Genomic DNA, 25,209 nt, shown 5'->3' with positions numbered 1-25,209 from the left:
CGCGCAGCAAACCAGGGAGCTTGCTCCCGGGGCGGCCTGACAGCCGAGCAGGATGTTGGTTTTCGTCCTGGGTACATATCCGTTATTTGGGCAATGGCCACTTATGGTTCCGCTTTTACAGCGGCTCACTTTGGAAAGCGTGTACGGACCGGACAAAAGCGCAAAAGTAAGCAAAACGCTCTCTCCGGCTTGAAACCGTGGGCCGCCGTCATGGGCCATCCCTGGCCCAGGACGGCTAACCCGGCGTCCTGCCGGGTTACCCACGGTTTCAAGCCTGCGTTCGGCCAGCGTGGTTTAACGGGGCGCCTGAGATCAAGATCAAAAGCGACTCGCTGCGCATCGCAGATACGCTGGCGGTGTTTCTGCTTTTTATGTAGGAGCGCTCGCGAAAAACCTGAGAACGCCGCGTTCTTTCTGGTTTCCCGCGTCATCGTTAACGACCTTCGCGGGCAAGCCCGCTCCCACAGGGGCACGCGCACGCTTCAACGATCAGGTCGGCTATAAGGCCGCCTCGCTGTGTTTTTGATCTCAGGCGGCCCCCAAATCAATGTCGGATTACGGGCACACCGAGCCTGGGCGAGGTGCCGAGTGGTGGGGCCCCCGAAGCGGGGGTGTCAGTGATGTTTCTGTAGCTGATCCACCGCTATCGGGAGCAAGCCCCCTCCCACATTAGAATTGATATTCAGCCCCAGCCCCCGCATACCACGACCGCCCCGGCGCCGCTTCGTAGTAGCGACCATTGCCGTCACCGACTATCACTGACCCCACATACTGGCGATCCAACAAGTTATCCAGGCGCAAGGTCTGGTGAAAGGTCCAGTGCTCTACCTTTTGCTCCAACCGTGCGCGCCAGTTGAATACGCTGTAGCCCGGCGCGGCATGTTGGCTGTTGGTGTCTTCGACATAGACTTTGCTGCGGTACAGGCCCTCGATGGCGGTGCTGACCCAGTCTCGTGGTTTCCAGTTGAGTTCGACGAACAGGGTGGTTTGCGGTACGCCGGGAAGGTAGTTGCCTTTATCGATAGTATTGGCTGCGCTGGCGAAGTCACTGTCGTAGGTTGCTTGCAGGCGGGTGTAGGCGAGGCTGGTGCTCCAGTGTTCGCTGAGTTGGCTTTCCATGCCGAGTTCGAAGCCGCGGCGCAGGGTGCGGCCAGCGTTCTGGTAGCTGGTGCGGCCACCGATGGATTGCTGCACGACCAGTTCGTCTTCAGTGGTGATCTGAAACACCGCTGCGTTGAGCCGTGTGTCGTTTAGCTGCGCCTTCAAACCTATTTCATATTGGGTACTTTCAGACGGCTTCAGGCCGAAGTTGAAGCCCTCGACGTTGCCCGGCGCGTAGGCCAGTTCGGCCTGGGTCGGGGTTTCGAAACCTTTACCTGCACTGACGTAGCCGTGCAGCTCGGGAGTGAACGCATACATCACGCTCATTGACGGCGTATTTTTCTGGTAAGTCTTGTTGCCGCTGGCGTCGCCATTGCTCAGGAACTGATCGTCGACGTCCATTTGCATGGTGCTGTGCCGGATACCGGCTTGCAGGGTCCAGCGGTCGAGGGCCCAGTTGGCCTGGATATACGGGTCGAGGCTGCTAGCCGTGTCGATTTCATCACGACGTAGCTGGCCTTTCACGCCCAGGGTGTTACCGCTGTAATTCTGGTAACCGTGGCGGCTGTCTTCGCTTTGGTCGAAGTCCAAGCCGGTGATGATCATCAAATCGCCGGGAGCGCTTTCAACGGGTTGCATCCAGCGCACGCTGCCGCCGTAGAACTTGCGGTCAAATTGCACCACGCCGCCGCCGCGTTCGTTGGCCGGCGTGCCTTTGGGGATCGACAGGTACTGGATCACATTCCTGCGCCCGGTATAAGCATTCACCTGCAACGTTGCATTACCGATGTACCGCTCGTAATTCAATCCCAACTGCTGGTGATCGATACTTTTACGCGTGTTGTAGATCAGCGCATTGGAGCTCACCGAACGCGGATCGGCTTTGTACGCCGCCCAGGTTTGCCCCAGCGGATCTTGCGTACCGTTCTGCTCAAGGCTGCTGTAGATCAACGCCAGCTTGCTGTCGTCATCCGGCGCGAAATTGAGCTTGGCGAAGGTCTGGTCGCGGCGGGCGCTGCTGTGGTCGCGATAGCCATTGGTATCCATGCGCGAGGCATCGAGCACGAAACCGGCGCCATTGGCCGCACCCTCTGCGCTGAGGTGGTTTTTGTTCAGTCCGTCGCTGCCTACCAGGGTTTCGGCGCCGACGCGCGGCGTGCCTTCGCCGTCGCGGGAAAACATCTGGATCACGCCGCCGGCGTTGCTGCCATACAACGTCGCCGCCGGGCCGCGCAGCACTTCGATACGTTCAGCTGTGTCGAGGTTGAAGGTCGCCGCCTGGCCCTGGCCGTCGGGGGTGCTGGCGGGGATGCCATCGGCGATCAGCTTGATGCCGCGCACGCCGAATGCCGAGCGGGCGCCGAAACCACGGGATGAGATCTGCAGGTCCTGGGCATAGTTCTGGCGGTTCTGTACCACGAGGCCAGGCACACGGGACAGGGCTTCGGAGGCGTTGATGCCGAGTTGGCCGCCGCTGATCTGCTCGCGGCTGATGCCGTCCACCGAATACGGCAGGTCGAAGGTCGGGCTGGCGCTGCGTGAACCGGTGATCACGCTGGGGTCGAGGGTCAGCGCTGCATCGTCGGCCAGGGCTGTGGTGCACAAGCCCAGCGCAAGCAGGGCGGCGGGGGCAGGACGGGTCATGGGCAGGCAGTTCCGTAGCGCGACGCATTGGCTGGCGCAGACGCAAAAGAGCGTGAGTTTAACGGCTTCCTGTGTTTTTGCCGACCGTCATGGCCGTTGGGCTGAACCAGAAGGTTCCTACGCTGAGCTGCGTCCAGCAGAGCCTGTGGGTAACGAGTCAAAGTGTTAGGTTTCAGTCCCTCAACAGGAGAAACAAGCATGAAGACTGGAATCACAAGGCGGTTGGCGTTGTTAGGTAGCGTGTTGTTGCTGGCCGGCTGCGGTACCTTGACGACAGTGCTGCGTGACGATAGCGTCGCTCTGCGAGAGCTCAGGACAAAAAAAACCTATTGCCAGTCCGTTCCACGCGTCTACAGCGGCGTGGCTTATGACCTGTGCGTACTGCATGCACCGCCGAGTTCCGCAGCTGGCCTGGCGCTGGACGGTATTCCCTGGGCCTTTATCGATGTGCCGGTCTCCGCCGTGCTGGATACCCTCGCCTTGCCTTACACCCTCTACCGGCAAAACGCCGACGGTAGCCTCGAACTGTAGTAGCCCTCCCAGCCTGGCGCGTGTCGCTAACAGCTTCCCCCTGCTTTTAAGCTATAATCCCGCCCTTTAGCTGTTTCTCGCCAAGGCGAGAGGCACACTTTTTTCAGGCGCGACCCGCCTGCATGCAGACTAAAAGAGGCTAGACCCCTGTGGCATTGACGATTCTTGGCCTGTCCGGCGCCCTTAGCCATGATCCTTCCGCAGCCCTGTATATCGACGGCAAGCTGATTGCGGCCGCCGAAGAAGAGCGCTTCGTACGCGACAAACATGCAAAGAACCGCATGCCCTACGAGTCGGCGAAGTTCTGCCTGGAACAGGCCGGCATCAAGCCTTCCGACGTTGATGTGGTGGCGATCCCGTTCGCCCCGATCAGCCTGTTCGGCGAGGCGCGCTGGCACTACGCCAAGCGCTATTGGTACGCCCCGGACCGTGCCCTCGACGCGATCCTGATGGGCAACCGTCGCTACAAGCGCTATCGCAACAAGATCGTCTGGTGCCTGGAGCAATTGGGTTTTGACCCGAAGAAAATCAAGATCGAACCGGTTGAACACCACCTGGCCCACGCTTCCAGTGCCTACCACTGCTCGGGCTTCCAGGAAAAAACCGCGATCCTCGGCATCGACGGCAAGGGCGAGTACGCCACTACCTTCTTCGGCTACGGCGAAAACGGCAAGATCCACAAGATCAAGGAATTCTACGACCCGGACTCCCTCGGCGGCCTGTATGGCGCAATTACCGAGTTCCTCGGTTTCGAGATGCTCGACGGTGAGTTCAAGGTCATGGGCATGGCGCCCTATGGCGACGCCAGCAAGTACGATTTCTCGCGCCTGGCCTCGTTTGAAAACGGCGAGCTGGTGATCAACACCGACTACGCCAACGTCATCGGCCTGCGTCGTTATAAAGAGAAGGGCAAGGGTTTCTACTTCTCGCCTAAACTGATCGAGTGGCTGGGGCCCAAGCGCGAAGGCGATATCGCCGACGAGCCGTACATCCACTACGCGGCCAGCATGCAGGCGCTGTTCGAGAAGCTGGCCCTGCAGATGATCGATTACTACTTGGGCGACATCCTCAAGGACACCGGCAAGCTGGCATTCGCGGGCGGTTGTGCGCTGAACGTCAAGCTGAACCAAAAGATCATCGCCCGTGACGACGTGAAAGAGCTGTTCGTGCAGCCGGCGTCCGGCGATGCCGGCACCGCTGTGGGTGCCGCCGCGTACGTGTCCCACGCCCGTGGTGTTCCAGTTGAGAAGATGGAGCACGTCTACCTCGGCCCGTCCTATAGCAATGAAGACGTGATCGCCGCCTGTGCCAAGCACGCGAGCAAGCCGAACTGGCGCAAGATCGAAAACATGCCGCAGCGCATCGCCAGGATCATGGTCGACGGCAACCCGGTGGCCTGGTTCCAGGGGCGCATGGAGTTCGGCCCGCGTGCCCTAGGCGGCCGTTCTATCATCGGTTGCCCGAGTGCTACCGGCGTGGCTGACCGCATCAACCACCAGATCAAGTTCCGCGAGCGCTGGAGGCCTTTCTGCCCGTCGATGCTCGACACCGTGGCCCCGCAGATGATCAAGGTCGATCACCCGGCGCCGTTCATGACCTTCACCTTTGAAGTCGCCGAAGAGTGGAAGACCCGCGTGCCGGAAGTGGTGCATGAAGATGGCACGTCCCGCGCCCAGGTACTCAAGCGCGAATACAACCCGCGCTACTACGACATGATGAAAGAGCTGGAAGTGCTGACCGGTAATGGTGTGTCGCTGAACACCTCGCTCAACCGTCGTGGCGAAGCGATGATCTGCTCGCCGACCGACGCGCTGAACATGTTCTTCGGCTCCGACCTGCAGTACCTGATCATGGAAGACATCCTCGTGGTCAAGGACGGCGTGGACCCTTATGACGCCGTGGTTTAAATGCTGAACCGCTTCCAGGGCTGGCGTGAACGTGGCTGGGCGCCTGTCGAGGCCGAGGTTTACGCCCAGGCCTGGCAGCGTTATGGCGGCAGCGTGGCGACTCATCCACAGGTGATCGAACGGATGGCCGGGCTGGCGCAGATCCCGGTGCGCTACCTGGGTTGGCAGCAAGGCGGTGAACTCAAGGGGGCGATAGCCACCTGGGGGCGCGACCTGGCCCTGTCCAAGGAGGTGCTCAAGCGCAGCGGCAAGAAAGGCCTCTTTGACCTTGGCAATGCCGAGATCATCTTGCCGATTGCCGCCGACGCGCAGGTGCCGTTGCGGCATCGTGCGCGCTACCTGTCGGCGCTGAACGAGGGGCGCGTCAGCACCCTCAAGCCCCAGGCCGAGCAATTGGCCATGGCGCGCACTCCAGAAGAACTGTCGAAGAAGTTTCGCTACAACCAGCGCCGCGAATTGCGCCTGCTGGAAGAAGCGGGCGGCGTAGCGCGGGCGGTCAGTGAGTTTTCCAGCGTGGAGCTGGCGGCGATTTATTGCGACCTGTTCCAGCGCCGCTGGGGCTTTCCCGCAGCAGGCGCGGCGCGCCTGGCCGAGGTGCTGGAGCTGCTCAAGGAGTTCCTGTTCGGCTCGGTGCTGTTTCTCAATGACGCCGCGATTGCGGTGCAGTTGGTGTATCAGGTGCAGTCCAATGAGTGGTTCAGCGCCGAGTACGTCAACGGTGGTGTCGACCCGGAAACCCGCGCATTCAGCCCTGGCAGCGTGCTGAGTTTCCTCAATACCCAAAGCGCGTGGGAACAGGCGCGGGCGGCGAACAAGTCGCTGCGTTTCTCCTTCGGGCGTTCCGACCGTGAGTACAAGGAGCGCTGGTGCAACCCGGTGCCGGTGTTCAGCGTATGAGTCGCAAGCAGCAGCTGCTCAAGCGCCATCGGCGCAACAAGCGCATCGCGCTGTTGATCGGCTTGCTGGTGCTGGTGGCAGCCGGCGTCCTGGTGGCTTGGTGGATGCCGCTGCTCCTGGCGGTGCTGCTGTGGGCGGCCCATGAAGCCTGGTTTGCCGATCACCTGTTTTACTCGCCCCAAGACAGCTACGGCTATGCGTTTCCGGCCGGCAGCGAACAGCCCGGTCTGCGCCTGGAGGCGGGGCGGCTGCTGTTAGACACGCCTCTGGCGGCCGATGAAACCCTGATCGTCGGTGTCGAATTGAAAAGCGCCTGGCTTGGGCGGTTCCTCGACCCTGCAGTGGACGTCCTGGGCCTGGAGACGCCGGATAGACAAGTCTTCGAACGCGGCGTCGCCGGGCGGCGTTACCTGAACCTGAGCGGCGCCGCCGAAGCCTTGGCGGCGGGCAATGTCAGGCTGCGCGGGCGTTTCTGCCGGATCAAGGGCCAGCCGACACTCTGGCGCTTTCGCCAACCGGACTATCGCCAGCAACGGGTGATGGTGATCGCGCCCCACGCCGACGATGCCGAGCTGGCGGCGTTCAGCCTTTACAGCCAGGCGCCCGAAAGCTGGATCGTGACCCTGACCGCCGGTGAAATTGAAGCCGAACATTACCAGCACATGGGGCTGCCCAAGGCTGAAGCCGCTCGCCTCAAGGGCCGCCTGCGTGCCTGGGACAGCATCGCCGTGCCACGCTGGGCCGGTGTGCCAGAAGCGCAGTGTGTGCAACTGGGCTACTTCTGCATGCAGTTGCAGGCCATGCAGGCTGCGCCGGATCAACCTATGGCGTCCCGCGAAGCTGACTTAAGCGATACGCGGTTGTTTCGCCAGTTCAACGGCTTTGCACTGCCGGGGGATGTGGACGGCGCACCGACCTGGCATAACCTGATTGCCGACCTGCGGGCGCTTTTGCTCAAGGCGCGGCCACAGGTGATCGTATTGCCCACGCCGTTGCTGGATCCTCACGCGGACCACATCTGTGCCCATACGGCGATCCTTGAGGCCTTGCAGGGCCTGGAGTGGCAGCCCGACACATTGCTCGGCTACGCCAATCACCTGCATGATAACGACCGTTGGCCCATGGGCGACTCGGGGGCTGGCGTAGCGCTGCCGCCGCGTTTTGAGAGTGGGGTCGAGATGGAGCCTTGCAGCTTTGCGCTCAGTTTGAGCCAGCAGCAGGACAAGGCCATGGCCTTGGGCATGATGCATGACCTGCAACCGCCCGCGCCGTTCAAGCGCCGGGTGCGCAGGTGGTTGCAGCAACTGCTGGCGGGCCGCAAGCCGTCGCCCTACGGCGAGAACGAATTCTTCCGCAAGGCCGTGCGCCGTCACGAGCTGTTGTGGGTCCTGAAGAGGGACTGAGAGCCTATTGAAGGCAGGTCGGTATTCGCCTGTCGCCTTTTTTACTGGGCTGCGTGCCCGTAGCCAGATCGCTGCATGGAGAGTTATGAAGCCGCGTTTCAAGGTTTTGCAGTTACAGCCGGACTACAACGTCAAGACCAATGATTTCGCCGACCTGGGTGAGCAAATCGTCAAGTCCTTGCCGGCTGAGCGTTTCGAGGTGACATCCGGCTTTCTCAGCGGCCGCCCGCTGCCCGGCCAGCCCCTGAGCGTGGCTGAACACTCCCATTATTTCGAGCTGCCGGAGAAGTCCCTCAAGGGCATTCGCTTCGGTGCCATGTGGCAGATCTACAAGTATTGCCGCGAGCAGAAATTCGATGTGGTCATCTGTAACCGCTTCAAGTCGGTAAACATGATGCTCTCGCTCAATCGCTGGCTGAAAATCCCGCTGTGCATCGGCATCTCCCACGGTTTTGGCGAATATGCCCGTGGTTATCGTCGTCGCCAGACCCAGCGCTGGGTCAGCCCGGCATGGCGGTTTGTCGGTGTGTCGGAGGCGGTGAAGGATTACCTGGTGAACCTCAACTGCGGCTTTACCCGCGACAACACCACCTATGTCACCAACGCCATCGACATTCCCCAGGCCGAAGCCTTGCAGTTGACCCGCGAGGACGCCCGCAAGGCCCTGGGCCTGCCAATGGATGCGCGGATGATCGGCGCCCTGGGCCGCCTGGTACCGATCAAGGGCCACACCCATCTGCTGCAGGCCTTTGCCACCCTCAAGGATAAGTATCCTGAGGCGCAGGTAGGCATCATCGGCTCCGGTCGCGCCGAAGCCGACTTGCGTGCCGACATCGAGCGCCTGGGCCTGACTGGTCGCGCGCACTTGCTGGGCTTTCGCGAAGACGGCATGAAGTACGTGCGCGGCTTCGATATCTGGACCATGCCGTCGCTGTTCGAGGGCCTGGGCCTGGCCCTGCTGGAAGGCATGAGCGGCCACTTGCCGGTGATCGCTTCCAACGGCCCGGCGATGCTGCCGCTGGTGCAGGGCGCGGGCGGCCTGTCCCACGACCCTGGCAACGTCGAGCAACTGGCCGCGGCCCTGGATACCTACCTGGCGTTGAGCGATGAACAATTGCGCGCCAAGGGTGAAGAAGTGTTCCGCTACCTGCAGGCCAATCACACCCTTGACGAGTTCAAGCACAAGTACCTGACCCTGATTGAAACCGGTTTGCGTGAAGTAGGTAGAGCATGAATCAGCCACAACCCCTGGTCTCGGTAATTATCGCCTCCTATAACCACGGCCAGTACATCGAACAGAGCATCCTCAGCGTACTCGGACAGACTTACCCCAATATCGAATTGCTGGTGGTGGATGACGGTTCCAAGGACGACAGCGTCGAACGTATCCTGCGCTTGCAGGCCGAACACGGCTTTGATTTCCAGGTGCAACAGAACCAAGGCCTCAGCGCCACCCTCAATGGTGCGATCGCGCGCGCCAAGGGCAGCCTGATCGCACCGTTCGGCTCGGATGACATTATGCTGGCGGACCGTATTGCCACCCAGGTCGCGTATATGGACGGTAAGCCTAAGGTGGGCATGTGTGCCGGCAACATCGAGCTGATCGATGCTGACGGAAACCTGCATCCGGAGAAAAAGCAACGTCGCGACCTGCCGTTTCGCAGTCTCGACTTCGACGACATTTTTATGGACCGCAAGCCGTTCCCACCGGCGCCAACCATGCTGATTCGTCGGGAGGTGCTGGAGCAAGTCGGCGGTTTCGACCCGCAGATTCCCCTGGAGGACCTGCTGATCCAGTTGAAGATCACGGCGGCAGGCTACACCATCGACGCCCTTGGCGTGGTGATGGCCAAGTATCGCCAGCACGCGAGCAACACGTACAAGAACCATCGCTATATGATCCAGAACATTCTCAAGACCTATGCCAAGTTCAGCGACCACCCGGCCTATGACGCGGTGCGCTACAACTTCCTGAACTCGATGTTCCTCAAGACCGCCGACCGCGATCGCCCACTGGCGCGGGAGATTCTCAAGCAAATCCCGTTGAAGTTCTGGGGGCGCAAGACATTGCGCGGTTTGGTGCGTTTGTACCTGGCGCCGCTCAAGAGCTGAAACGGCGCCTCACCCTGCAGGAGCGAGCTTGCTCGCGAAAAAACGGAGAACACCGCGGGCAACTTGAATGCCCGCGTCATTGTTCACGATTTTCGCGAGCAAGCTCGCTCCTACAGAAGTTTAAAGGCTCTGGACCTGCTCGCGGATTTTCGCGGTAGCCGCTGGGCTTGCCACCGAGGCGTAGCCTTTGACCAGTTGCTCGAAGTGCGTTTCGAACAGCCAGTTGCGATCCTGTGGATAACGCTGCATATGGCGCAGGTTACGCTGGCGCAGCGCGTAACGCAGTGAAGACGGGTAGATGCGCAGGTCGGCCACATCGATCAGGCCGAACTCACCGTCGTCCATCAACAGCACGTTACCCAGGTGCAGCGAGCGGAAGTAAACGCCACGCTCGTGCAGTTGCGCCATGAACCGGCCAAAACGCTCCACCAGCGATTCGCGCAAGCTGCTGTCCAGGCTTTGCAAGGCCTGGCGCAGGGTCAGGCCGGGCAATGGCGTATAGGTCACGGCGCTGCTGGCATCGCTCAGGCGATAGAGTCCGAGGATTTCCGGCGTGGGGATGCCCAGGGTGCGCAACTGCTCGCTGTTGCTGGCAAAACGCTCCGAATACGGGTTGAAGCTGCCGGAGGTGTACCAGCGGCGTGGGCGGAATATCTTTAGGAAGCTGCCGTCTTCCAGGCGTAGAACTTTAGGTCCCAGGCCATCGGCTTCAATGACATGGGCATTGCTGCACATCTGCTCGAAGGCTGCGGTCTTCAGGTTTTGCACCGGCATACGCAACAGGCTGCGATGGCGCTGGGCGATGCTCAGGCCGGTGATAATCGCCAGGGGAATCCACAGCAGGAACCAGTGTTCCTTGGGGCGCGACAGAATGCCGCCGCCCTCGGTCAGGCCGGCGCCGATGCCGTAGGCCAGCAGCGAGGATGCCAGGATGAACAGCGGCTGTGCGCGTTCCTTGAGGCTCTTGTACAGGGCCCAACCCAGCATGAATATCCAGGGGATAAAACCGATGATGCCGACGTAATAGAGCACCCCGAGGGCGAAACTATGGGGTTCGCGCAGTTGGTAGCCATCTGAGACTGTCAGGTATAGCTCAGAGTCGTAGCTATGCCCGAGCCAGGGATGCTCGGCGATAAGCTGCAAGGTCATGCTCCACAGCTCGAGGCGGAACGAGCTGCCACGCCCAGTGACCAGCTCGGGGAAGAACAGCAGGAGTGCGGCAGCCCCCAGGACCATGCCAGTGATAAGCAGTGCGGCGCGGCGATTGCGGCTGACAAAACTCATCCACAGGATGGCCAGCGTCAGCGCTACCAGGGGCGTGCGTGATCCAGTCGCCAGAACGGCCGCGGTCATGATCGCCAGGGCCGGTACGCTGAACCACAACACTTTGAGGCGCTGGGTCGTCATGCAGACGTACAGCCAATACACGCTGAAAAAGCCGAAAAGATGCGAGCTCAGTAGCGGGTTGTCGAGGGCGCCAAGGCCTCCGATCATGCGCATGCCTGGTTGAAAGCCTTTGGCGAACGCCACCAGGTTGCCCAGGCTTACCACCAGCGCAATGACAGCGGCGCTGAAGAAGATCGGCTTGAACAATTCATTGCGATAATGCAGCAACAGCCCGCACCCACCAAACAGCATGAAGGTGTTCAGCGGTCGCTTGAACAGGTCGGTGTCGGTGCTGTGTTCCGGGCTCCAGAGCAGGCTGGTCAGCGCCCAGGCGGAAAATGCCAGGAAGGCGATCGCCAGCGGCTCGCGCAACAGATCCTTGAATTCCCTGGGGCGCATGCACAACAGAAACAAAGTCGGTACGCTGAACAGGATGTAGAAAATCCGGTGTAGTACATTACGATTGCCGACGAAGAACAGTGCACTCAGGAGCAGCAATAAGCCAACAGGCAAAATCCATAGGACCAGGAAGTCGAAAACGCGATTTGAGCCATAGTTAAGGCGCTTGGAGTGCATACAGTAGAGCCATTCCAGAGAGAGAAAGCCAACCATCTTAAGCTAGTGGCCATGTAATGTCGCCGGTCGGATCCAACCGGGCCGCGGGTTACACCGGGTGCAAGTACAACAGAGAAGCTGTGCTAAAGTCAGCCTCCTTTTTCAAAACGCCGCGTGATATGACCGACTCCAGTCCGAGCGCAAGCCCTTCGAGCTTGAAAATATACTTCCGTCTGCTCAGTTACGTTAAGCCCTATATGGGCTTGTTCGCATTGAGTATCCTCGGATTTCTGATTTTCGCGTCGACCCAGCCGATGCTGGGTTACATCCTCAAGTACTTTGTCGACGGCCTCTCCAACCCGGAAGCCGTGCTGTTCCCGACCGTGCCATTCCTGCGCGACCTGCAACTGCTGCAGGCCGTGCCGCTGCTGATCATCCTGATCGCGGCCTGGCAGGGCCTGGGTTCGTTCCTGGGCAACTATCTGCTGGCCAAGGTTTCCCTTGGCCTGGTCCACGACCTGCGGGTACAGCTGTTCAATAACTTGCTGACGCTGCCCAACCGTTATTTCGATAACCACAACTCCGGGCACCTGATTTCCCGCATCACCTTCAACGTGACCATGGTCACGGGGGCGGCGACCGATGCCATCAAGGTGGTGATCCGCGAAGGCATGACGGTGATCTTCCTGTTCGCCTCCCTGCTGTACATGAACTGGCGACTGACGCTGGTCATGATCGCGATCCTGCCGCTGATTGCCGTGATGGTCAGCACTGCCAGCAAGAAATTCCGCAAGCAGAGCAAAAAGATCCAGGTGGCCATGGGCGACGTCACCCATGTGGCCTCGGAGACCATCCAGGGCTACCGCGTTGTGCGCAGCTTCGGTGGCGAAGTCTATGAAGAGAAGCGCTTCCTCAAGGCCAGCCAAAGCAACACCAACAAGCAACTGCGCATGACCCGCACCGGGGCGATCTACACCCCGGCGCTGCAGTTGGTGATCTACTCCGCCATGGCTGTGCTGATGTTCCTGGTCCTGTATCTGCGGGGCGACGCCTCTGCCGGTGACATGGTGGCCTACATCACCCTGGCCGGTTTGTTGCCCAAGCCGATCCGCCAACTGTCGGAGGTCAGCTCCACCATCCAGAAAGGTGTGGCGGGCGCCGAAAGCATTTTCGAACAACTGGACGAAGACGTTGAGGTCGACCACGGCACCATCGAGCGTGACAAGGTCAGCGGTCGCCTGGAAGTGCGCAATCTGAACTTCACCTACCCTGGCACCGAACGCCATGTACTCAAGGACATCAGCTTCACCGCCGAGCCTGGGCAGATGATCGCCCTGGTGGGACGTTCGGGCAGCGGCAAGTCAACCCTGGCCAGCCTGATCCCGCGTTTCTACCACCATGAAAGCGGCGAAATCCTGCTCGACGGCGTAGAGATCGAAGACTACAAGCTGCTCAACCTGCGCAAGCACATTGCCCAGGTCACCCAGCACGTGACGCTGTTCAGCGACACCGTGACCAACAACATCGCCTACGGCGACCTGGCCGGCGCGCCTCGCGCCGACGTTGAAGCGGCGGCGGCAGATGCCAATGCCAAGGACTTCATCGACCAATTGCCCAAAGGCTTCGATACCCAGGTCGGCGAGAACGGCGTGCTGTTGTCCGGCGGCCAGCGCCAGCGCCTGGCCATTGCCCGGGCACTGCTCAAGAACGCGCCGCTGCTGATTCTCGACGAGGCCACCTCGGCCCTCGACACCGAGTCCGAGCGGCATATCCAGGCGGCACTGGACAAGGTCATGCAAGGTCGCACGACCCTGGTGATCGCACACCGCCTGTCGACCATCGAGAAGGCTGACCTGATCCTGGTGATGGACGACGGGCGGATTGTCGAGCGCGGCACCCACGGCGAGTTGCTGGCGCAGAACGGTTATTACGCTCGCCTGCATGCCATGGGGCTGGATGCACCGGTAACGGCCGACATCACCTGATCCAACAGCTACACACAGAGCTACTGTGGGAGGGGGGCTTGCCCCCGATGGCGGCCTGACAGCCGACCAGAATGTTGGATCGGACCGAGTACATATCCGTTATTTAGATTACGGCCACTATTGGTTCCGCTTTTACAGCGGGTCACTTTTGAAAAGAGCCCAAAAGTAACCAAAAGGCTCTTGCCCCCCCACTCGGCACCTCGCCCAGGCTCGGTGTGCCCGTAATCCGCCAGGGATTTGGGGGGCCGCCGCCACGCGCCATCCATGGCGCGGGGCGGCTAAACCGGCATCCCTGCCGGTTTACCCCCCAAATCCCTGTCGAATTCCGGCCAGCGTGGTTTAACGGGGCGCCTAAAATCAAAAGCAGAGCAAGAGCAAGTCAGCACGGTCAGTTGTGTAGATACCTATGCCCCGATTGCGGTGGATCAGCCGGCAGTGTGCAAGCTGATACACCGCCATCGGGGGCAGGCCCCCTCCCACATTTGGCCAGCAGTGGGCGCAAGCGACCGCAAACCCTGTGCTAATATCGCGCCCCTGTTCATTTTGTATGTGGGTTGCTCCATGAAGTTGTCCATGCCGCGATTCAATCAAGCCGCTGTCTTGGTGGTCGGCGATGTCATGCTCGACCGTTACTGGCATGGCGGTACCTCACGGATTTCCCCTGAGGCGCCGGTGCCGGTCGTCAAGGTCGAGCAAATCGAAGACCGCCCAGGTGGCGCTGCCAACGTCGCCCTCAATATTGCCGCCCTCGGCGCCCCGGCCTCCCTGGTAGGGGTGACTGGCGACGACGAAGCTGCCGACAGCCTGGCCAACAGCTTGCAGGGTGCCGGCGTGCGTGCGCTGTTCCAGCGCATCGCCCATCAGCCGACTATCGTCAAGCTGCGGGTCATGAGCCGTCACCAGCAATTGCTGCGTATCGATTTCGAAGAACCCTTCGCCACCGACGCACTGGCCCTCAGCGACCAGGTCGATGCGTGGCTTGAAGGTGTCAAGGTGCTGGTGTTGTCCGACTACGGCAAAGGCGCCTTGCAGAATCACCAGGTGTTGATCCAGGCCGCCAAGGCCCGCAACATTCCGGTGCTGGCCGACCCCAAGGGCAAGGACTTCTCGATTTATCGAGGCGCGAGCCTGCTGACGCCAAACCTCAGCGAGTTCGAGACCATCGTCGGCGGTTGCGTCGATGAACACGAGCTGGTGAGCAAGGGCGCCGCTCTGATGGCTGAACTCGACCTGGGCGCCTTGCTGGTGACCCGTGGCGAGCACGGCATGACCCTGCTGCGACCTGACCATCCGGCCATGCACCTGCCGGCGCGGGCCCGTGAAGTGTTCGACGTTACCGGTGCCGGTGACACCGTGATTTCCACCCTGGCGGCGTCTATCGCGGCCGGTGAAGAGTTGCCCCACGCCGTGGCCTTGGCCAACCTGGCGGCGGGTATTGTGGTGGGCAAGCTGGGTACCGCCGCCATCAGCGCGCCGGAATTGCGCCGTGCGATCCAACGCTCCGAAGGCTCGGAGCGCGGCGTGCTGGGCCTGGAGCAATTGCTGCTGGCGATTGACGATGCCCGCGCCCACAACGAGAGCATAGTCTTCACCAACGGCTGCTTTGACATCCTGCACGCCGGGCATGTGACTTACCTGGAGCAGGCGAGTGCCCAAGGCGATCGCCTGATCGTCGCGGTCAACGACGATGCGTCGGTCAGCCGCCTGAAAGGCCCGGGCCGTCCGATCAACAGTGTCGACCGACGCATGGCGGTGCTGGCGGGGTTGGGCGCGGTGGACTGGGTGATCAGCTTCTCCGAAGATACCCCGGAGAACCTGCTGGCCCAGGTCAAGCCCGACGTGCTGGTCAAGGGCGGTGACTATACCGTCGATAAGGTGGTCGGTGCGGATATCGTGAGTGCCTATGGCGGCACGGTCAAAGTGCTGGGGCTGGTTGAAAACAGCTCCACCACCGCAATCGTCGAAAAAATCCGCAACAACAACGAGTAACCTCTGTGACGACTGGGGCGAGCCTGCTCGCCTCTAGCTCTTCTTCGGCACGATCTTGCGCAGCATCTGCCGCGCCTTGCCGGTCAGACGCTTGAGTTTCGAGTCCTTTTCCGGTTCTGCCAGGCCCTGCTGTCTTAGCCAATCCTTCCAGCGAATCCGCTCATCGCGCACCAGCCAGCCTTCCTGCCGGGCGAAGCTTTCCGCCAGGTACAAACCGCGTGTGCTGGCCGGGTACAGCTGGTCTTTCTTTACGGTGTACAACTCGGCGAGCGGCTCGCCGTCTTTCAATGGCATCAGGTACAGGTCCGGGCGCTGGCGGTCCAGGCGCGCCACCAGTTGGTCGCCTTCGAGGCGTTCATCCACATGGAACAAGCTGAGGGACTTGGCTTCCTTCGGCACTTCCAGGCGCAGGTCATAAATCAACTGCAGTGACGCCGTCGGCAGGTGCACGTAGGCCCGCGGGCGCTCGATCAATTGAGTGGTGGCGCAGCGTACCGGGCGAGCGGCGCCGGACAAGGGACTCAGGCGAAACGGCAGGGCTTCGCGGTAATGCAGGGCGGCGGAGTAGGGCGCCGGCAGCCAGGTGTCGTTGAAACGTCCGCCGAGCCAGCCTTCCGGAGTTTCGAGCAGGCATTCCTCGGCAATTTCCTGGATGGCGGTGTGCAGCGGCAGGTTCAGTTCATGGGCCGGGACGTAGCCGGAGATCAACTTGAGCACCACATCGCCGCGGTCCTGGCGGCGTTGGCGCACCAGCACCCAGTAATCCTTGTTCTGCCAGTGCAGGGTCAGGCGTACCGAAACGCCGAGGTTCGCCAGTTCGAGGGCGAAACGCTCGGCGTCCGGAACCTCTACCGGCTTGCGCCGTTGCAGGGTCTGGGCAAAATTGAGCGGCATGCCGACGCTCTGGTAGCTCAGGCCCTCGGGGGTGGCTTCGACGTGCAGCGGCAGTGTCTTAAAGTTACTCGGGTTTTTTCGAATCAGCGTTCGCGGCATGTCGGCTCCTTCTTGCGACGGGGTCGGCCGCGTCGGCGGCATCAGAGTTGACGGATGACCCGGGCAGCGGTCGCCGCGTTATGGGCCAGGTGCAGCGGATTAATGGTCCCGACAATAGCACTGGCGACTCCCGTTTGCGCAAACAACAGCTTGAAACTGGCATCAATTGGATCCACTCCTGGCTCCAGGCACACGTGGCCGCTGGCCAGGGCCTTTTTCACCAGGATGCCTTTGCCATGGGCTGCTGCATAATCGATCACGTCTTTTTCGGCCTGCTCGTTGAGGTTGTAGGTGACCATCGCGCAATCACCCTGTTCCAACGCTTTTACGCCGCCTTCGACGGTCTTGCCGGAAAAACCGAAAGCGCGAATCTTGCCGTCTTTTTTCAGTTCTGCCAGGGTCTGGTAAACCTCGCAATCGTTGAGGATATGCAAGTCGTTGCCATCGGAATGCACCAGCACCAGGTCGATAAAATCCGTTTCAAGGCGTTTCAGGCTGCGTTCAATCGACATCCGCGTATGGTCCGCGCTGAAATCGTGCCGGGACACGCCATTGGCAAATTCTTCGCCGACCTTGCTGACGATTACCCAGTCCTTGCGTTGCCCGCGCAATAACGGGCCCAGGCGCTCTTCGCTCATGCCGTAGGCCGGTGCGGTGTCGATCAGGTTGATGCCCAGCGAGCGGGCCAGGAGCAGTAGCCTGCGTGCCGCTTCGTCGCTGGGGATTTGAAAGCCGCTGGGGTATTTCACCCCCTGGTCGCGGCCCAGCTTGACGGTACCCAGGCCCAGTGGCGACACCCGCAGGCCGGTGTTGCCCAAGGGCCGATGAAAGTCGTGCAGGGTTAGCAGGCTCATGGCAACAGTTGCTCCCAGGCAGGTTGGCCGATAGTCGGTTTTGGCAGGTCGGGCAGCGGCGCGCTGGCGCCAGGGCGGATGCCGTCGCGTTCCAGGGCGCGCAGGACCCGGTCGGCGAAGTCCGGCGCCAGGGCCAGCTTGGTCGGCCAACCGACCAACAGGCGGCCTTCTTCGGCGAGGAAGGCGTTATCGGGGCGGGTCAGCCCCGATTGCAGCGGTTCGGCGCGATCCACCCGCAGGGTTGCCCACTGGGTCTGGCTCATGTCGATCCAGGGCAGCAATTGCGCCAGCTCTTTCTGTGCGGTGGCGATCTGTTCCTCTGGTGTGCGTGCCACGCCATCAGCCTCGGCGATATCGCCGCCCATGTACCACACCCAGTTGCCGTCGGCAGCCGGGTGGGTGGTCACGGTGATGCGCGGCTTGGTGCCGCCGCCCAGGCAATGGGCATACAGGGGTTTAAGGCCCGGACCTTTGGCGATGATCATATGCAGCGGGCGTTTTTGCATGGCCGGCTGGCTCAGGCCCAGGGCCGCGAGCACATCGGCGGTTCCACCGCCGGCACTCAATACGATGCGTTGGGCACGGATCTCGCGGCCGTCGACCTTCAAGCCCACCAAGGTGCCGTCCTCGAGCAGGGGCTCGATGTGCTGGCCGGCAAGCAAGCCGTCACCCGCCAGTTGCGCCAGGCGGTCAATCAGACTCGGTACGTCCACCACCAACTCCGCCAGGCGATAGACCTTGCCCTTGAAACGGCGGTCTTGCAGGGCCGCGGGCAACTCGTCGCCCTTGACCTGATCGACGCGCCCGCGCACGGCCTTGCTGGCGAAGAAGCTGGTGAGGTTGCCAGCGAGGGTACCCGGTGACCACAGGTAATGGGCTTGGGACAGTACGCGTACGCCGGACAGGTCCAGCTCACCGTCGCCTGTCAAGGCTTCACGCCAGCGGCGCGGCATGTCGGCAATGGCTTCGGAGGCGCCGGTGAGGGCGCCGTGCAGGGCGTATTTCGCACCGCCGTGGATGATGCCCTGGGACTTCACGCTTTGCCCGCCACCCAGGGTGGCGCTTTCCACTACTACCGTGGAAAACCCCTGGCGGCGCAGGCGTGCGTTAAGCCAGAGGCCGGCAACCCCGGCGCCGACAATCAGAACGTCGGTGGAAATAACGGATGGCATCGGCAACCTCAGTGTTCAAGACAAGAGGCGCAGTATACAGGCTGTTGAGTGGTGGTCAGTGCCCCACGGTTTTCGAGAACAGCTGAATCACCACCACGCCCAGCACAATCAGGCCCATGCCCAGCATCGCCGGGACATCCAGCTTCTGCCCATAGATGAACAACGCTGCGACGCTGACCATCACAATCCCCAGCCCTGCCCAGACCGCATAGGCTATGCCCACCGGCACGGTACGCACCACCAAGGTGAGCATCCAGAACGCGACGCCATAACCCACAATCATCAACAGCAACGGGATCGGTGTGCTCAAGCCCTTGACCGCTTTCATGGAGACGGTCGCGACCACTTCCGAGCAAATGGCAATGGCCAGGTAAATATAGGCGGCATTCATGGGGAAACCCTCGGTGTGTTAGGTACTCGATAAGGTCGGCATTCTAGTCGTTTGCCAGATGCGGTAAAGTCATTACCTATCTGGATTGGAGATGGGTTGAGTCATGAGCGTGCAATGGAACCTGGAACAGATGCGCCTGTTTGTCAGCGTCGCCGAACGGCGTTCGTTTTCGGCCGTCGCCCGCGATCAGCGCAAGGCCCAGTCGGCGATCAGCAATGGTATTGCGCTGCTGGAAGCGGACTTGGGCGTGAGCCTGTTTGAGCGTAGCAGCGGCCGCCAGCCGAGTTTGACCGAGGCCGGCGCCGTATTGCTGGAGGAAGCGCGCGAAGTGCTGCGCCAGTGTGAGCGGCTCAACGGCCGGGCGCTGTCCTTGACCCGCGGCGAGGAAGCCTGCCTGCGCCTGGCCCAGGATGAGGCGATGTTGTTCCAGCCGGTGCTCGATAGCCTCGAGGCACTGGCGGTGCACTACCCGCTGCTGGAAGTGCAGCTCTCCAGCGCCGCCCAGGGCGACGTGGCGCGCAAGCTGGTGGAGCGCAAAGCGGACTTGGGGCTGTTGTTCTACCACGATCAGATCCCCGAGGCCCTGGAGCGACGGGTGGTGGGCAGTGTGGAAATGGTCACGGTATGCGGGGTCAATCATCCGCTGGCCAAGGAAAAGTACGTGACGTGCCAGCACTTGGCTCAGTTTCGGCAGTTGCTGATGTCGACCCAGACCAGCGTCTACCCCGGCAGCGAGGCGGCCAGCCCGTTGGTGTGGCGCGCCGACAGTTTCTACGTACTCGCCGAATGGCTGATGAGTGGCCTGGGCTGGGCCTGGCTGCCTCGGCATATCGTGCAGTACCCAACCTATCAACAACAGATGGTCGAGTTGGCCAGCGAATGGACGCCGCCGGCGTTGGTGGTGGAGTTGGTGTGGCGCCGCGATGAACACCTTGGACCCGCCGCTCGCTTCCTGGCCAAACGTTTTGCCGAGTGCTTGCAGGCGATCGACTGAAAAAGCCGATAAACTCCGCCGCCATGAATAGAACTCTCTACAGCTGTCTGTTTTACCTGGCGCTGCCGTTGGTGGCCTTACGTTTGTGGTTGCGTGCGCGCAAGGCGCCGGCCTATGCCAAGCGTGTGGGCGAACGGTTTTCCTATGGCTTGCCGGCGATGCGTCCCGGCGGGATCTGGGTGCATGCCGTGTCGGTGGGCGAAAGCATTGCCGCCGCGCCGATGGTCCGTGGTTTGTTGGAGCGTTATCCACAGCTGCCGATCACCGTCACCTGCATGACGCCCACCGGTTCCGAGCGGATCCAGGCACTGTTCGCCAACGAGCCGCGCATCCAGCACTGCTACTTGCCTTACGACTTGCCTTGCGCCGCCAAGCGATTTCTTGATCGCGTGCAGCCCAGGCTGGCGGTGATCATGGAAACGGAGCTCTGGCCTAACCATATCCATGCCTGCGCCCAGCGCGGTATCCCGGTGGCACTGGCCAATGCACGGTTGTCGGCGCGTTCGGCCAAGGGGTATGCGCGTTTCGCCAAGCTGACTGCGCCGATGCTCTCGGAAATGAGCTTGTTCGCCGTGCAGACTGAAACCGAGGCCGAGCGATTTCGCAGTCTCGGCGCGCGCCCTGAAACCGTGGAGGTTACCGGTTCGATCAAGTTCGACCTGAGCATCGATCCGCAATTGCCGGAACGCGCCGCCGCGTTGCGTGAACAATGGGGCGCCGGTGAACGGCCAGTGTGGATCGCAGCCAGTACCCACGAAGGCGAAGATGAAGTAGTGCTCGCGGCGCATCGCCAATTGCTTGCCAGCTACCCCAATGCATTGCTGATTCTGGTACCGCGTCATCAGGAACGCTTTGGCCCGGTGTTTGAGCGTTGCGTGCAGCAGGGCTATGCCACGGTACGTCGCTCCAGTGGCGAGCCGGTGACTGCGCAAACCTGCGTGTTGCTCGGTGACACCATGGGCGAGTTGCTGTTTCTCTACGCTCTGGCCGATAGCGCCTTTGTCGGCGGCAGCCTGGTGGCGACCGGTGGGCACAATCCGCTTGAGCCGGCGGCTTTGGGTAAGCCGGTGATCATGGGGCCACATGTATTCAACTTCCTCGACATCACCGCGATGATGCGTGACGCAGGGGCGTTGCGTGAGGTGGATGACGCAGAAGGTTTGGCCGAAGCGGTGAGGCAGCTGTTCGAGCTGCCGCAGGATGCGCGCAGGATGGCGCAGGCGGGGTTGAAAGTGATGCAGGCCAATCAGGGGGCGTTAAAACGCCTTTTGGACGGTTTGGAAAGATTAATCGCTCACTGACCCAACACCCATCAAATGTGGGAGCGAGCCCCCTCCCACATTGGTTTTGCAGTGTGATCAATAGCCCGGGCGGGCCTTGAGCTGCTCTGCGGCGGCCTTGGCCAGGTCCGGCGGCAGGAAGTCTTTGTCCGGGTTGTAGTCGGCCTTGAGGTAGCGCGCCAGGTCTTGCAGGTCCCCTGGATTCAGGGTGCCCGCCGCTTGCTTCAAGCGCAGGTTGTCGAGGATGTAATCGTAGCGGCTGTTGTTGTAGTTGCGCACCGAGGAGTACAGCTGGCGCTGTGCATCCAGCACGTCAACGATATTGCGCGTGCCCACCTGATAGCCGATTTCCGTGGCTTCCACCGCGCTCTGGTTGGAGATGATCGACTGGCGGCGTGCTTGCACCTGTTCCACATCGGTGTTCACAGCACGGTGCAGGTTACGGGTGTTTTCCACCACCTGGCGGCGCAGGCCCTCGCGTTGTTGCTCGGTCTGGTCCAGGCGTGAATAGGATTCGCGCACTTGCGAGCTGGTAAGCCCGCCGCTGTAGATCGGGATGTTCAAACGCAGCCCAATTGTGCGTTGGGAGACATCACCGCCGTACGGGATGGGCAACTGATTCGGGTTGCTGAAACCCAGGGCGTCGTTGTCACCTTTTTCGTATTGCGCGACGGCGTCGAGGGTCGGCAAGTGCCCGGCCTTGCGCTGGCGCAGGGTTTCTTCGGCGGCGGTCACCGCGTAGTTGCTGGCCAGCAGGTTGAGGTTCTGGCGACCGGCCGTTTCGACCCAGGCTTTGGCGTCGTTCGGTGCCGGCGGCAGCACGGGCAGGGTGTGGACGATGCCCTGGATAGAATTGTATTGGCGATTGGTCAGGGTGATCAGCGCTTGGAAGGCGTCATCTACCTGGCGCTGGGCAACGATGCGGTTGGCCCGGGCCGTGTCATAGCTGGCCTGGGATTGCAGTACATCGGTCTTGTCCGACAGGCCCACGTCAAAACGTTCGTTGGACTGGTCGAGCTGGCGCTTGAAGGCATTTTCTTCGGCCTTGGTCGAGGCCAGGTTGTCCTGGGCGCGCAGCACGGCGAAGTAGCTCTCGGCGCTTTGCAGGATCAGGTTCTGCTCGGTGGCCGACAGTTGCAGCGAGGCTTGTTCGTTGACGGCTTCGGCGGCTTGCAGTTGGAACCAGCGATCGGCGCGGAACAGCGGCTGGCTCAGTGTGGCGCGCCAGGAGTGGGCGTCGCGGTTGGCCGTGGCGGCCGGCTGGTCGATCTGGGTGCGCACATTATTGCTGTCGGCACCGGCCGACAGGTTTGGCAGCAAGCCGGCACGAGCCTGGGGCACTACTTCTTTTTGCGCGCCATATTGGGCGCGGGCAGCGGCCAGGTCGGCGTTGTTGTGCGCCGCTTCCTGATAGACGCTGACCAGGTCGGTATTGGTGGACAAGGGCGCTTCAGCTGCCCAGACCATTCCATTGGTCGCACAAGACACGGCAAGAGCCAGTGAGAGTTTGCGCAGCATGAGGCGATCCCTAGTTTAAATATTACGGCGATAATTTAGCGCTCAAGGCTAAGGCTGGCCATTCCTGGCGTCAAGCCTTGAGGCAGTGCCCGAGTGTAGTGGCCGGATCACGGCACAACAATCCCACGATCACGCCATTCATCACGCTGAATGCACCGCTATTGGCAATTTGCCCGCGCCATGGTCTAGACTGGCCGAGTTCTTGTCGGGGTGCCTTGTTGGAAGGCTGAGATCGGTAAATACCGGATCCCGTTGAACCTGATCAGGTTAACGCCTGCGTAGGGAACAAGATTTCTCGTCACCCGGCGAGTCCTCTTGTGCTTCGTCCGGGATGTTGTTCGACCATCGAACGGCCTCGAGTACCGAGCACAGCACTGGTTTCAGTGCGTCCATCCGTCACAGGTTCGCTCCGACAAAAATCCACCGCCTGGATAAGTTGGAGAGCCCGTGATGACGACAAAACTAAAAAATACCGTGCACCTGAGTGAATCGGCCAAGGTCGACTCCGGCTCCGTGCAGCCGTTTACCCGTTCGCAAAAAATCTACGTACAGGGCTCGCGCCCCGATATCCGCGTGCCCATGCGGGAAGTCAGCCTGGATGTGACCCCCACTGAGTTTGGTGGCGAAATCAACGCCCCCGTGGTGGTCTACGACACCTCCGGCCCCTACACAGACCCCAATGTTGTCATCGACGTGCGCAAGGGCCTGGCTGATGTGCGCTCGCCCTGGATCGAGTCCAGAGGCGATACAGAGCGCCTGACGGGCCTGAGCTCGCACTTTGGCCAGCAGCGCCTGAGCGATGCCGAATTGACCGCCCTGCGTTTTGCCCACGTGAAGAACCCGCGCCGCGCCAAGGCCGGCGCCAACGTTACGCAGATGCACTACGCGCGCAAAGGCATCATCACTGCCGAGATGGAATACGTCGCCATCCGCGAAAATATGAAGTTGGAAGAAGCCCGCGCCAGCGGCCTGTTGGACCAGCAGCACGCCGGTCACAGCTTCGGCGCCAGCGTGCCGAAAATCATCACCCCGGAATTTGTGCGCGAGGAGATCGCCCGTGGCCGAGCGATCATTCCGGCCAACATCAACCACACCGAACTGGAACCCATGATCATCGGGCGTAACTTCCTGGTGAAGATCAACGGTAACATCGGCAACAGCGCACTGGGTTCGTCCATTGAAGAAGAAGTGGCGAAACTGACCTGGGGCATTCGCTGGGGGTCGGACACCGTGATGGATTTGTCCACGGGCAAGCACATTCATGAGACCCGCGAGTGGATTATCCGCAACTCGCCGGTGCCGATCGGCACCGTGCCGATCTACCAGGCCCTGGAGAAAGTCGGCGGCGCCGCCGAAGACCTGACCTGGGAGCTGTTCCGCGATACCCTGATCGAGCAGGCGGAGCAAGGCGTCGACTATTTCACCATCCACGCTGGTGTGTTGCTGCGCTACGTACCGCTGACCGCCAAACGCGTCACCGGTATCGTCTCGCGCGGCGGCTCAATCATGGCCAAGTGGTGCCTGGCGCACCACAAAGAGAACTTCACCTACACGCATTTCGACGAGATCTGCGAAATCATGAAGGCCTATGACGTCAGCTTCTCCCTGGGTGACGGCCTGCGCCCGGGCTCGGTCGCCGATGCCAACGACGCCGCACAGTTCGGCGAGCTGGAGACCCTGGGCGAGCTGACCAAGATCGCCTGGAAGCACGACGTACAAACCATGATCGAAGGCCCTGGCCACGTGCCGATGCAACTGATCAAGGAGAACATGGACAAGCAACTGGAGTGCTGCGACGAGGCGCCGTTCTACACCCTCGGCCCGCTGACCACCGACATCGCACCGGGCTATGACCACATCACTTCGGGTATCGGTGCGGCGATGATCGGCTGGTTCGGTTGCGCGATGCTTTGCTACGTCACGCCCAAGGAACACCTGGGTTTGCCGAACAAGGATGACGTGAAAACCGGGATCATCACCTACAAGATCGCCGCGCACGCCGCCGATCTCGCCAAAGGCCATCCGGGTGCGCAGATTCGCGATAACGCCTTGAGCAAGGCGCGCTTCGAGTTCCGCTGGGAAGACCAGTTCAACCTCGGCCTGGACCCGGACACTGCACGTTCCTACCACGATGAAACCCTGCCGAAGGATTCGGCCAAGGTCGCGCACTTTTGCTCCATGTGCGGGCCGAAGTTCTGCTCGATGAAAATTACCCAGGAAGTACGCGAATACGCCGCCAACCAGCGTATTGAGGCGGTGGAAGTGGACGTGGCCAAGGGCTTGGCTGAGCAGGCGGAGCGGTTCAAGCGCGAAGGTAGCCAGCTGTACCAGAAGGTCTGATCCGCAAGCGCAGTTGCTTGTACCGGCTTCATCGGGGGCAAGTCGAATTGTCGCACCGCCCCTCTCACATTTGACTGTGTTCACAATTGAAGTGTGGGAGGGGCTTTGCCCCGATAGCCATCTCCCAAATAACAAACCCCCTCAGAGATAGCCCCCT

At 61.2% G+C, this 25,209-nt stretch carries 18 protein-coding genes and 1 riboswitch; of the genes, 11 read left to right on the top strand and 7 right to left on the bottom strand.

Features of this window, described 5'->3' with window-relative positions; all coding sequences use genetic code 11:
- Positions 1-669: 669 nt before the first annotated feature.
- Complete coding sequence (locus NMB39_RS26385; protein ID WP_494339868.1) at positions 670-2,745, bottom strand: TonB-dependent receptor family protein; 2,076 nt, start codon at positions 2,743-2,745, stop codon at positions 670-672.
- Positions 2,746-2,943: 198 nt separating this feature from the next.
- On the opposite strand from NMB39_RS26385, the gene NMB39_RS26380 reads away from it, so the two are divergent.
- The 6 genes from NMB39_RS26380 to NMB39_RS26355 all read left to right on the top strand — a co-directional run bounded on the left by NMB39_RS26380 (position 2,944) and on the right by NMB39_RS26355 (position 9,595).
- Complete coding sequence (locus tag NMB39_RS26380) at positions 2,944-3,276, top strand: YceK/YidQ family lipoprotein (RefSeq protein WP_494339869.1); 333 nt, start codon at positions 2,944-2,946, stop codon at positions 3,274-3,276.
- A 149-nt stretch (positions 3,277-3,425) separates the two neighbouring features.
- Positions 3,426-5,183 carry a carbamoyltransferase family protein gene (locus tag NMB39_RS26375; RefSeq protein ID WP_056847122.1) on the top strand — a complete coding sequence of 586 codons (1,758 nt, stop codon included), beginning with the start codon at positions 3,426-3,428 and terminating at the stop codon, positions 5,181-5,183.
- The gene (locus NMB39_RS26370) at positions 5,184-6,080 is read left to right on the top strand and encodes a GNAT family N-acetyltransferase (protein WP_057023455.1); all 897 of its coding nucleotides are present in this window, start codon (positions 5,184-5,186) and stop codon (positions 6,078-6,080) included.
- Positions 6,077-7,483 carry a PIG-L deacetylase family protein gene (locus NMB39_RS26365; RefSeq protein WP_494339870.1) on the top strand — a complete coding sequence of 469 codons (1,407 nt, stop codon included), beginning with the start codon at positions 6,077-6,079 and terminating at the stop codon, positions 7,481-7,483. Before NMB39_RS26370 ends, NMB39_RS26365 begins: the two co-directional genes overlap by 4 nt.
- An 85-nt stretch (positions 7,484-7,568) precedes the next feature.
- Positions 7,569-8,717, top strand: coding sequence for a glycosyltransferase family 4 protein (locus NMB39_RS26360; RefSeq protein WP_046070614.1), 1,149 nt, complete (start codon positions 7,569-7,571; stop codon positions 8,715-8,717).
- Positions 8,714-9,595, top strand: a complete 882-nt coding sequence (locus NMB39_RS26355) for a glycosyltransferase (RefSeq protein ID WP_464005921.1) — start codon at positions 8,714-8,716, stop codon at positions 9,593-9,595. The genes NMB39_RS26360 and NMB39_RS26355 overlap by 4 nt, the downstream gene beginning before the upstream one ends.
- A 120-nt stretch (positions 9,596-9,715) precedes the next feature.
- Here the strand turns inward: NMB39_RS26355 and NMB39_RS26350 are convergent, their stop codons facing one another.
- Positions 9,716-11,557 carry an O-antigen ligase family protein gene (locus tag NMB39_RS26350; RefSeq protein WP_494339871.1) on the bottom strand — a complete coding sequence of 614 codons (1,842 nt, stop codon included), beginning with the start codon at positions 11,555-11,557 and terminating at the stop codon, positions 9,716-9,718.
- A 158-nt stretch (positions 11,558-11,715) separates the two neighbouring features.
- Between NMB39_RS26350 and msbA the strand changes: the two genes are divergently transcribed.
- Together msbA and hldE are read left to right on the top strand one after the other, a co-directional pair.
- Entirely contained in the window at positions 11,716-13,521 is a 1,806-nt protein-coding gene (msbA, locus tag NMB39_RS26345) for a lipid A export permease/ATP-binding protein MsbA (protein WP_494339872.1), read from the top strand.
- 561 nt (positions 13,522-14,082) lie between these two features.
- The gene (gene hldE, locus NMB39_RS26340) at positions 14,083-15,510 is read left to right on the top strand and encodes a bifunctional D-glycero-beta-D-manno-heptose-7-phosphate kinase/D-glycero-beta-D-manno-heptose 1-phosphate adenylyltransferase HldE (RefSeq protein ID WP_057023450.1); all 1,428 of its coding nucleotides are present in this window, start codon (positions 14,083-14,085) and stop codon (positions 15,508-15,510) included.
- Positions 15,511-15,543: 33 nt separating this feature from the next.
- Here hldE and NMB39_RS26335 read toward each other — a convergent pair whose 3' ends face one another.
- The 4 genes from NMB39_RS26335 to NMB39_RS26320 are packed head-to-tail and all read right to left on the bottom strand — an operon-like array spanning position 15,544 to position 18,920.
- A complete protein-coding gene (locus NMB39_RS26335) occupies positions 15,544-16,503 on the bottom strand; it encodes a hypothetical protein (protein ID WP_043047922.1) in 960 nt (319 codons plus the stop codon).
- A gap of 41 nt (positions 16,504-16,544) precedes the next feature.
- Positions 16,545-17,357: an aldo/keto reductase gene (locus NMB39_RS26330; protein WP_306956917.1), complete on the bottom strand. Its 813-nt coding sequence runs from the start codon at positions 17,355-17,357 to the stop codon at positions 16,545-16,547.
- Positions 17,354-18,529: an NAD(P)/FAD-dependent oxidoreductase gene (locus NMB39_RS26325; protein WP_494339873.1), complete on the bottom strand. Its 1,176-nt coding sequence runs from the start codon at positions 18,527-18,529 to the stop codon at positions 17,354-17,356. Before NMB39_RS26325 ends, NMB39_RS26330 begins: the two co-directional genes overlap by 4 nt.
- 55 nt (positions 18,530-18,584) lie before the next feature.
- Positions 18,585-18,920: a DMT family transporter gene (locus NMB39_RS26320; RefSeq protein ID WP_198719920.1), complete on the bottom strand. Its 336-nt coding sequence runs from the start codon at positions 18,918-18,920 to the stop codon at positions 18,585-18,587.
- Positions 18,921-19,023: 103 nt separating this feature from the next.
- On the opposite strand from NMB39_RS26320, the gene NMB39_RS26315 reads away from it, so the two are divergent.
- Entirely contained in the window at positions 19,024-19,914 is an 891-nt protein-coding gene (locus NMB39_RS26315; protein ID WP_057023447.1) for a LysR family transcriptional regulator, read from the top strand.
- A 23-nt stretch (positions 19,915-19,937) separates the two neighbouring features.
- Entirely contained in the window at positions 19,938-21,215 is a 1,278-nt protein-coding gene (waaA, locus tag NMB39_RS26310; protein WP_057023446.1) for a lipid IV(A) 3-deoxy-D-manno-octulosonic acid transferase, read from the top strand.
- Positions 21,216-21,272: 57 nt separating this feature from the next.
- Here waaA and NMB39_RS26305 read toward each other — a convergent pair whose 3' ends face one another.
- Positions 21,273-22,712, bottom strand: a complete 1,440-nt coding sequence (locus tag NMB39_RS26305) for a TolC family outer membrane protein (RefSeq protein WP_057023445.1) — start codon at positions 22,710-22,712, stop codon at positions 21,273-21,275.
- Positions 22,713-22,908: 196 nt separating this feature from the next.
- Positions 22,909-23,014, top strand: a riboswitch (TPP riboswitch).
- A gap of 148 nt (positions 23,015-23,162) precedes the next feature.
- Here NMB39_RS26305 and thiC point away from each other — a divergent pair.
- On the top strand, positions 23,163-25,052 hold the full coding sequence (gene thiC / locus NMB39_RS26300) for a phosphomethylpyrimidine synthase ThiC (protein ID WP_057023444.1): 1,890 nt from the start codon (positions 23,163-23,165) through the stop codon (positions 25,050-25,052).
- Positions 25,053-25,209: the final 157 nt, after the last annotated feature.

The sequence above is a fragment of the Pseudomonas sp. FBCC-B545 genome (assembly GCF_059134095.1).
Note: the sequence above shows the minus strand (reverse complement) of the source record. Positions and strands in the feature narration are given on the sequence as shown.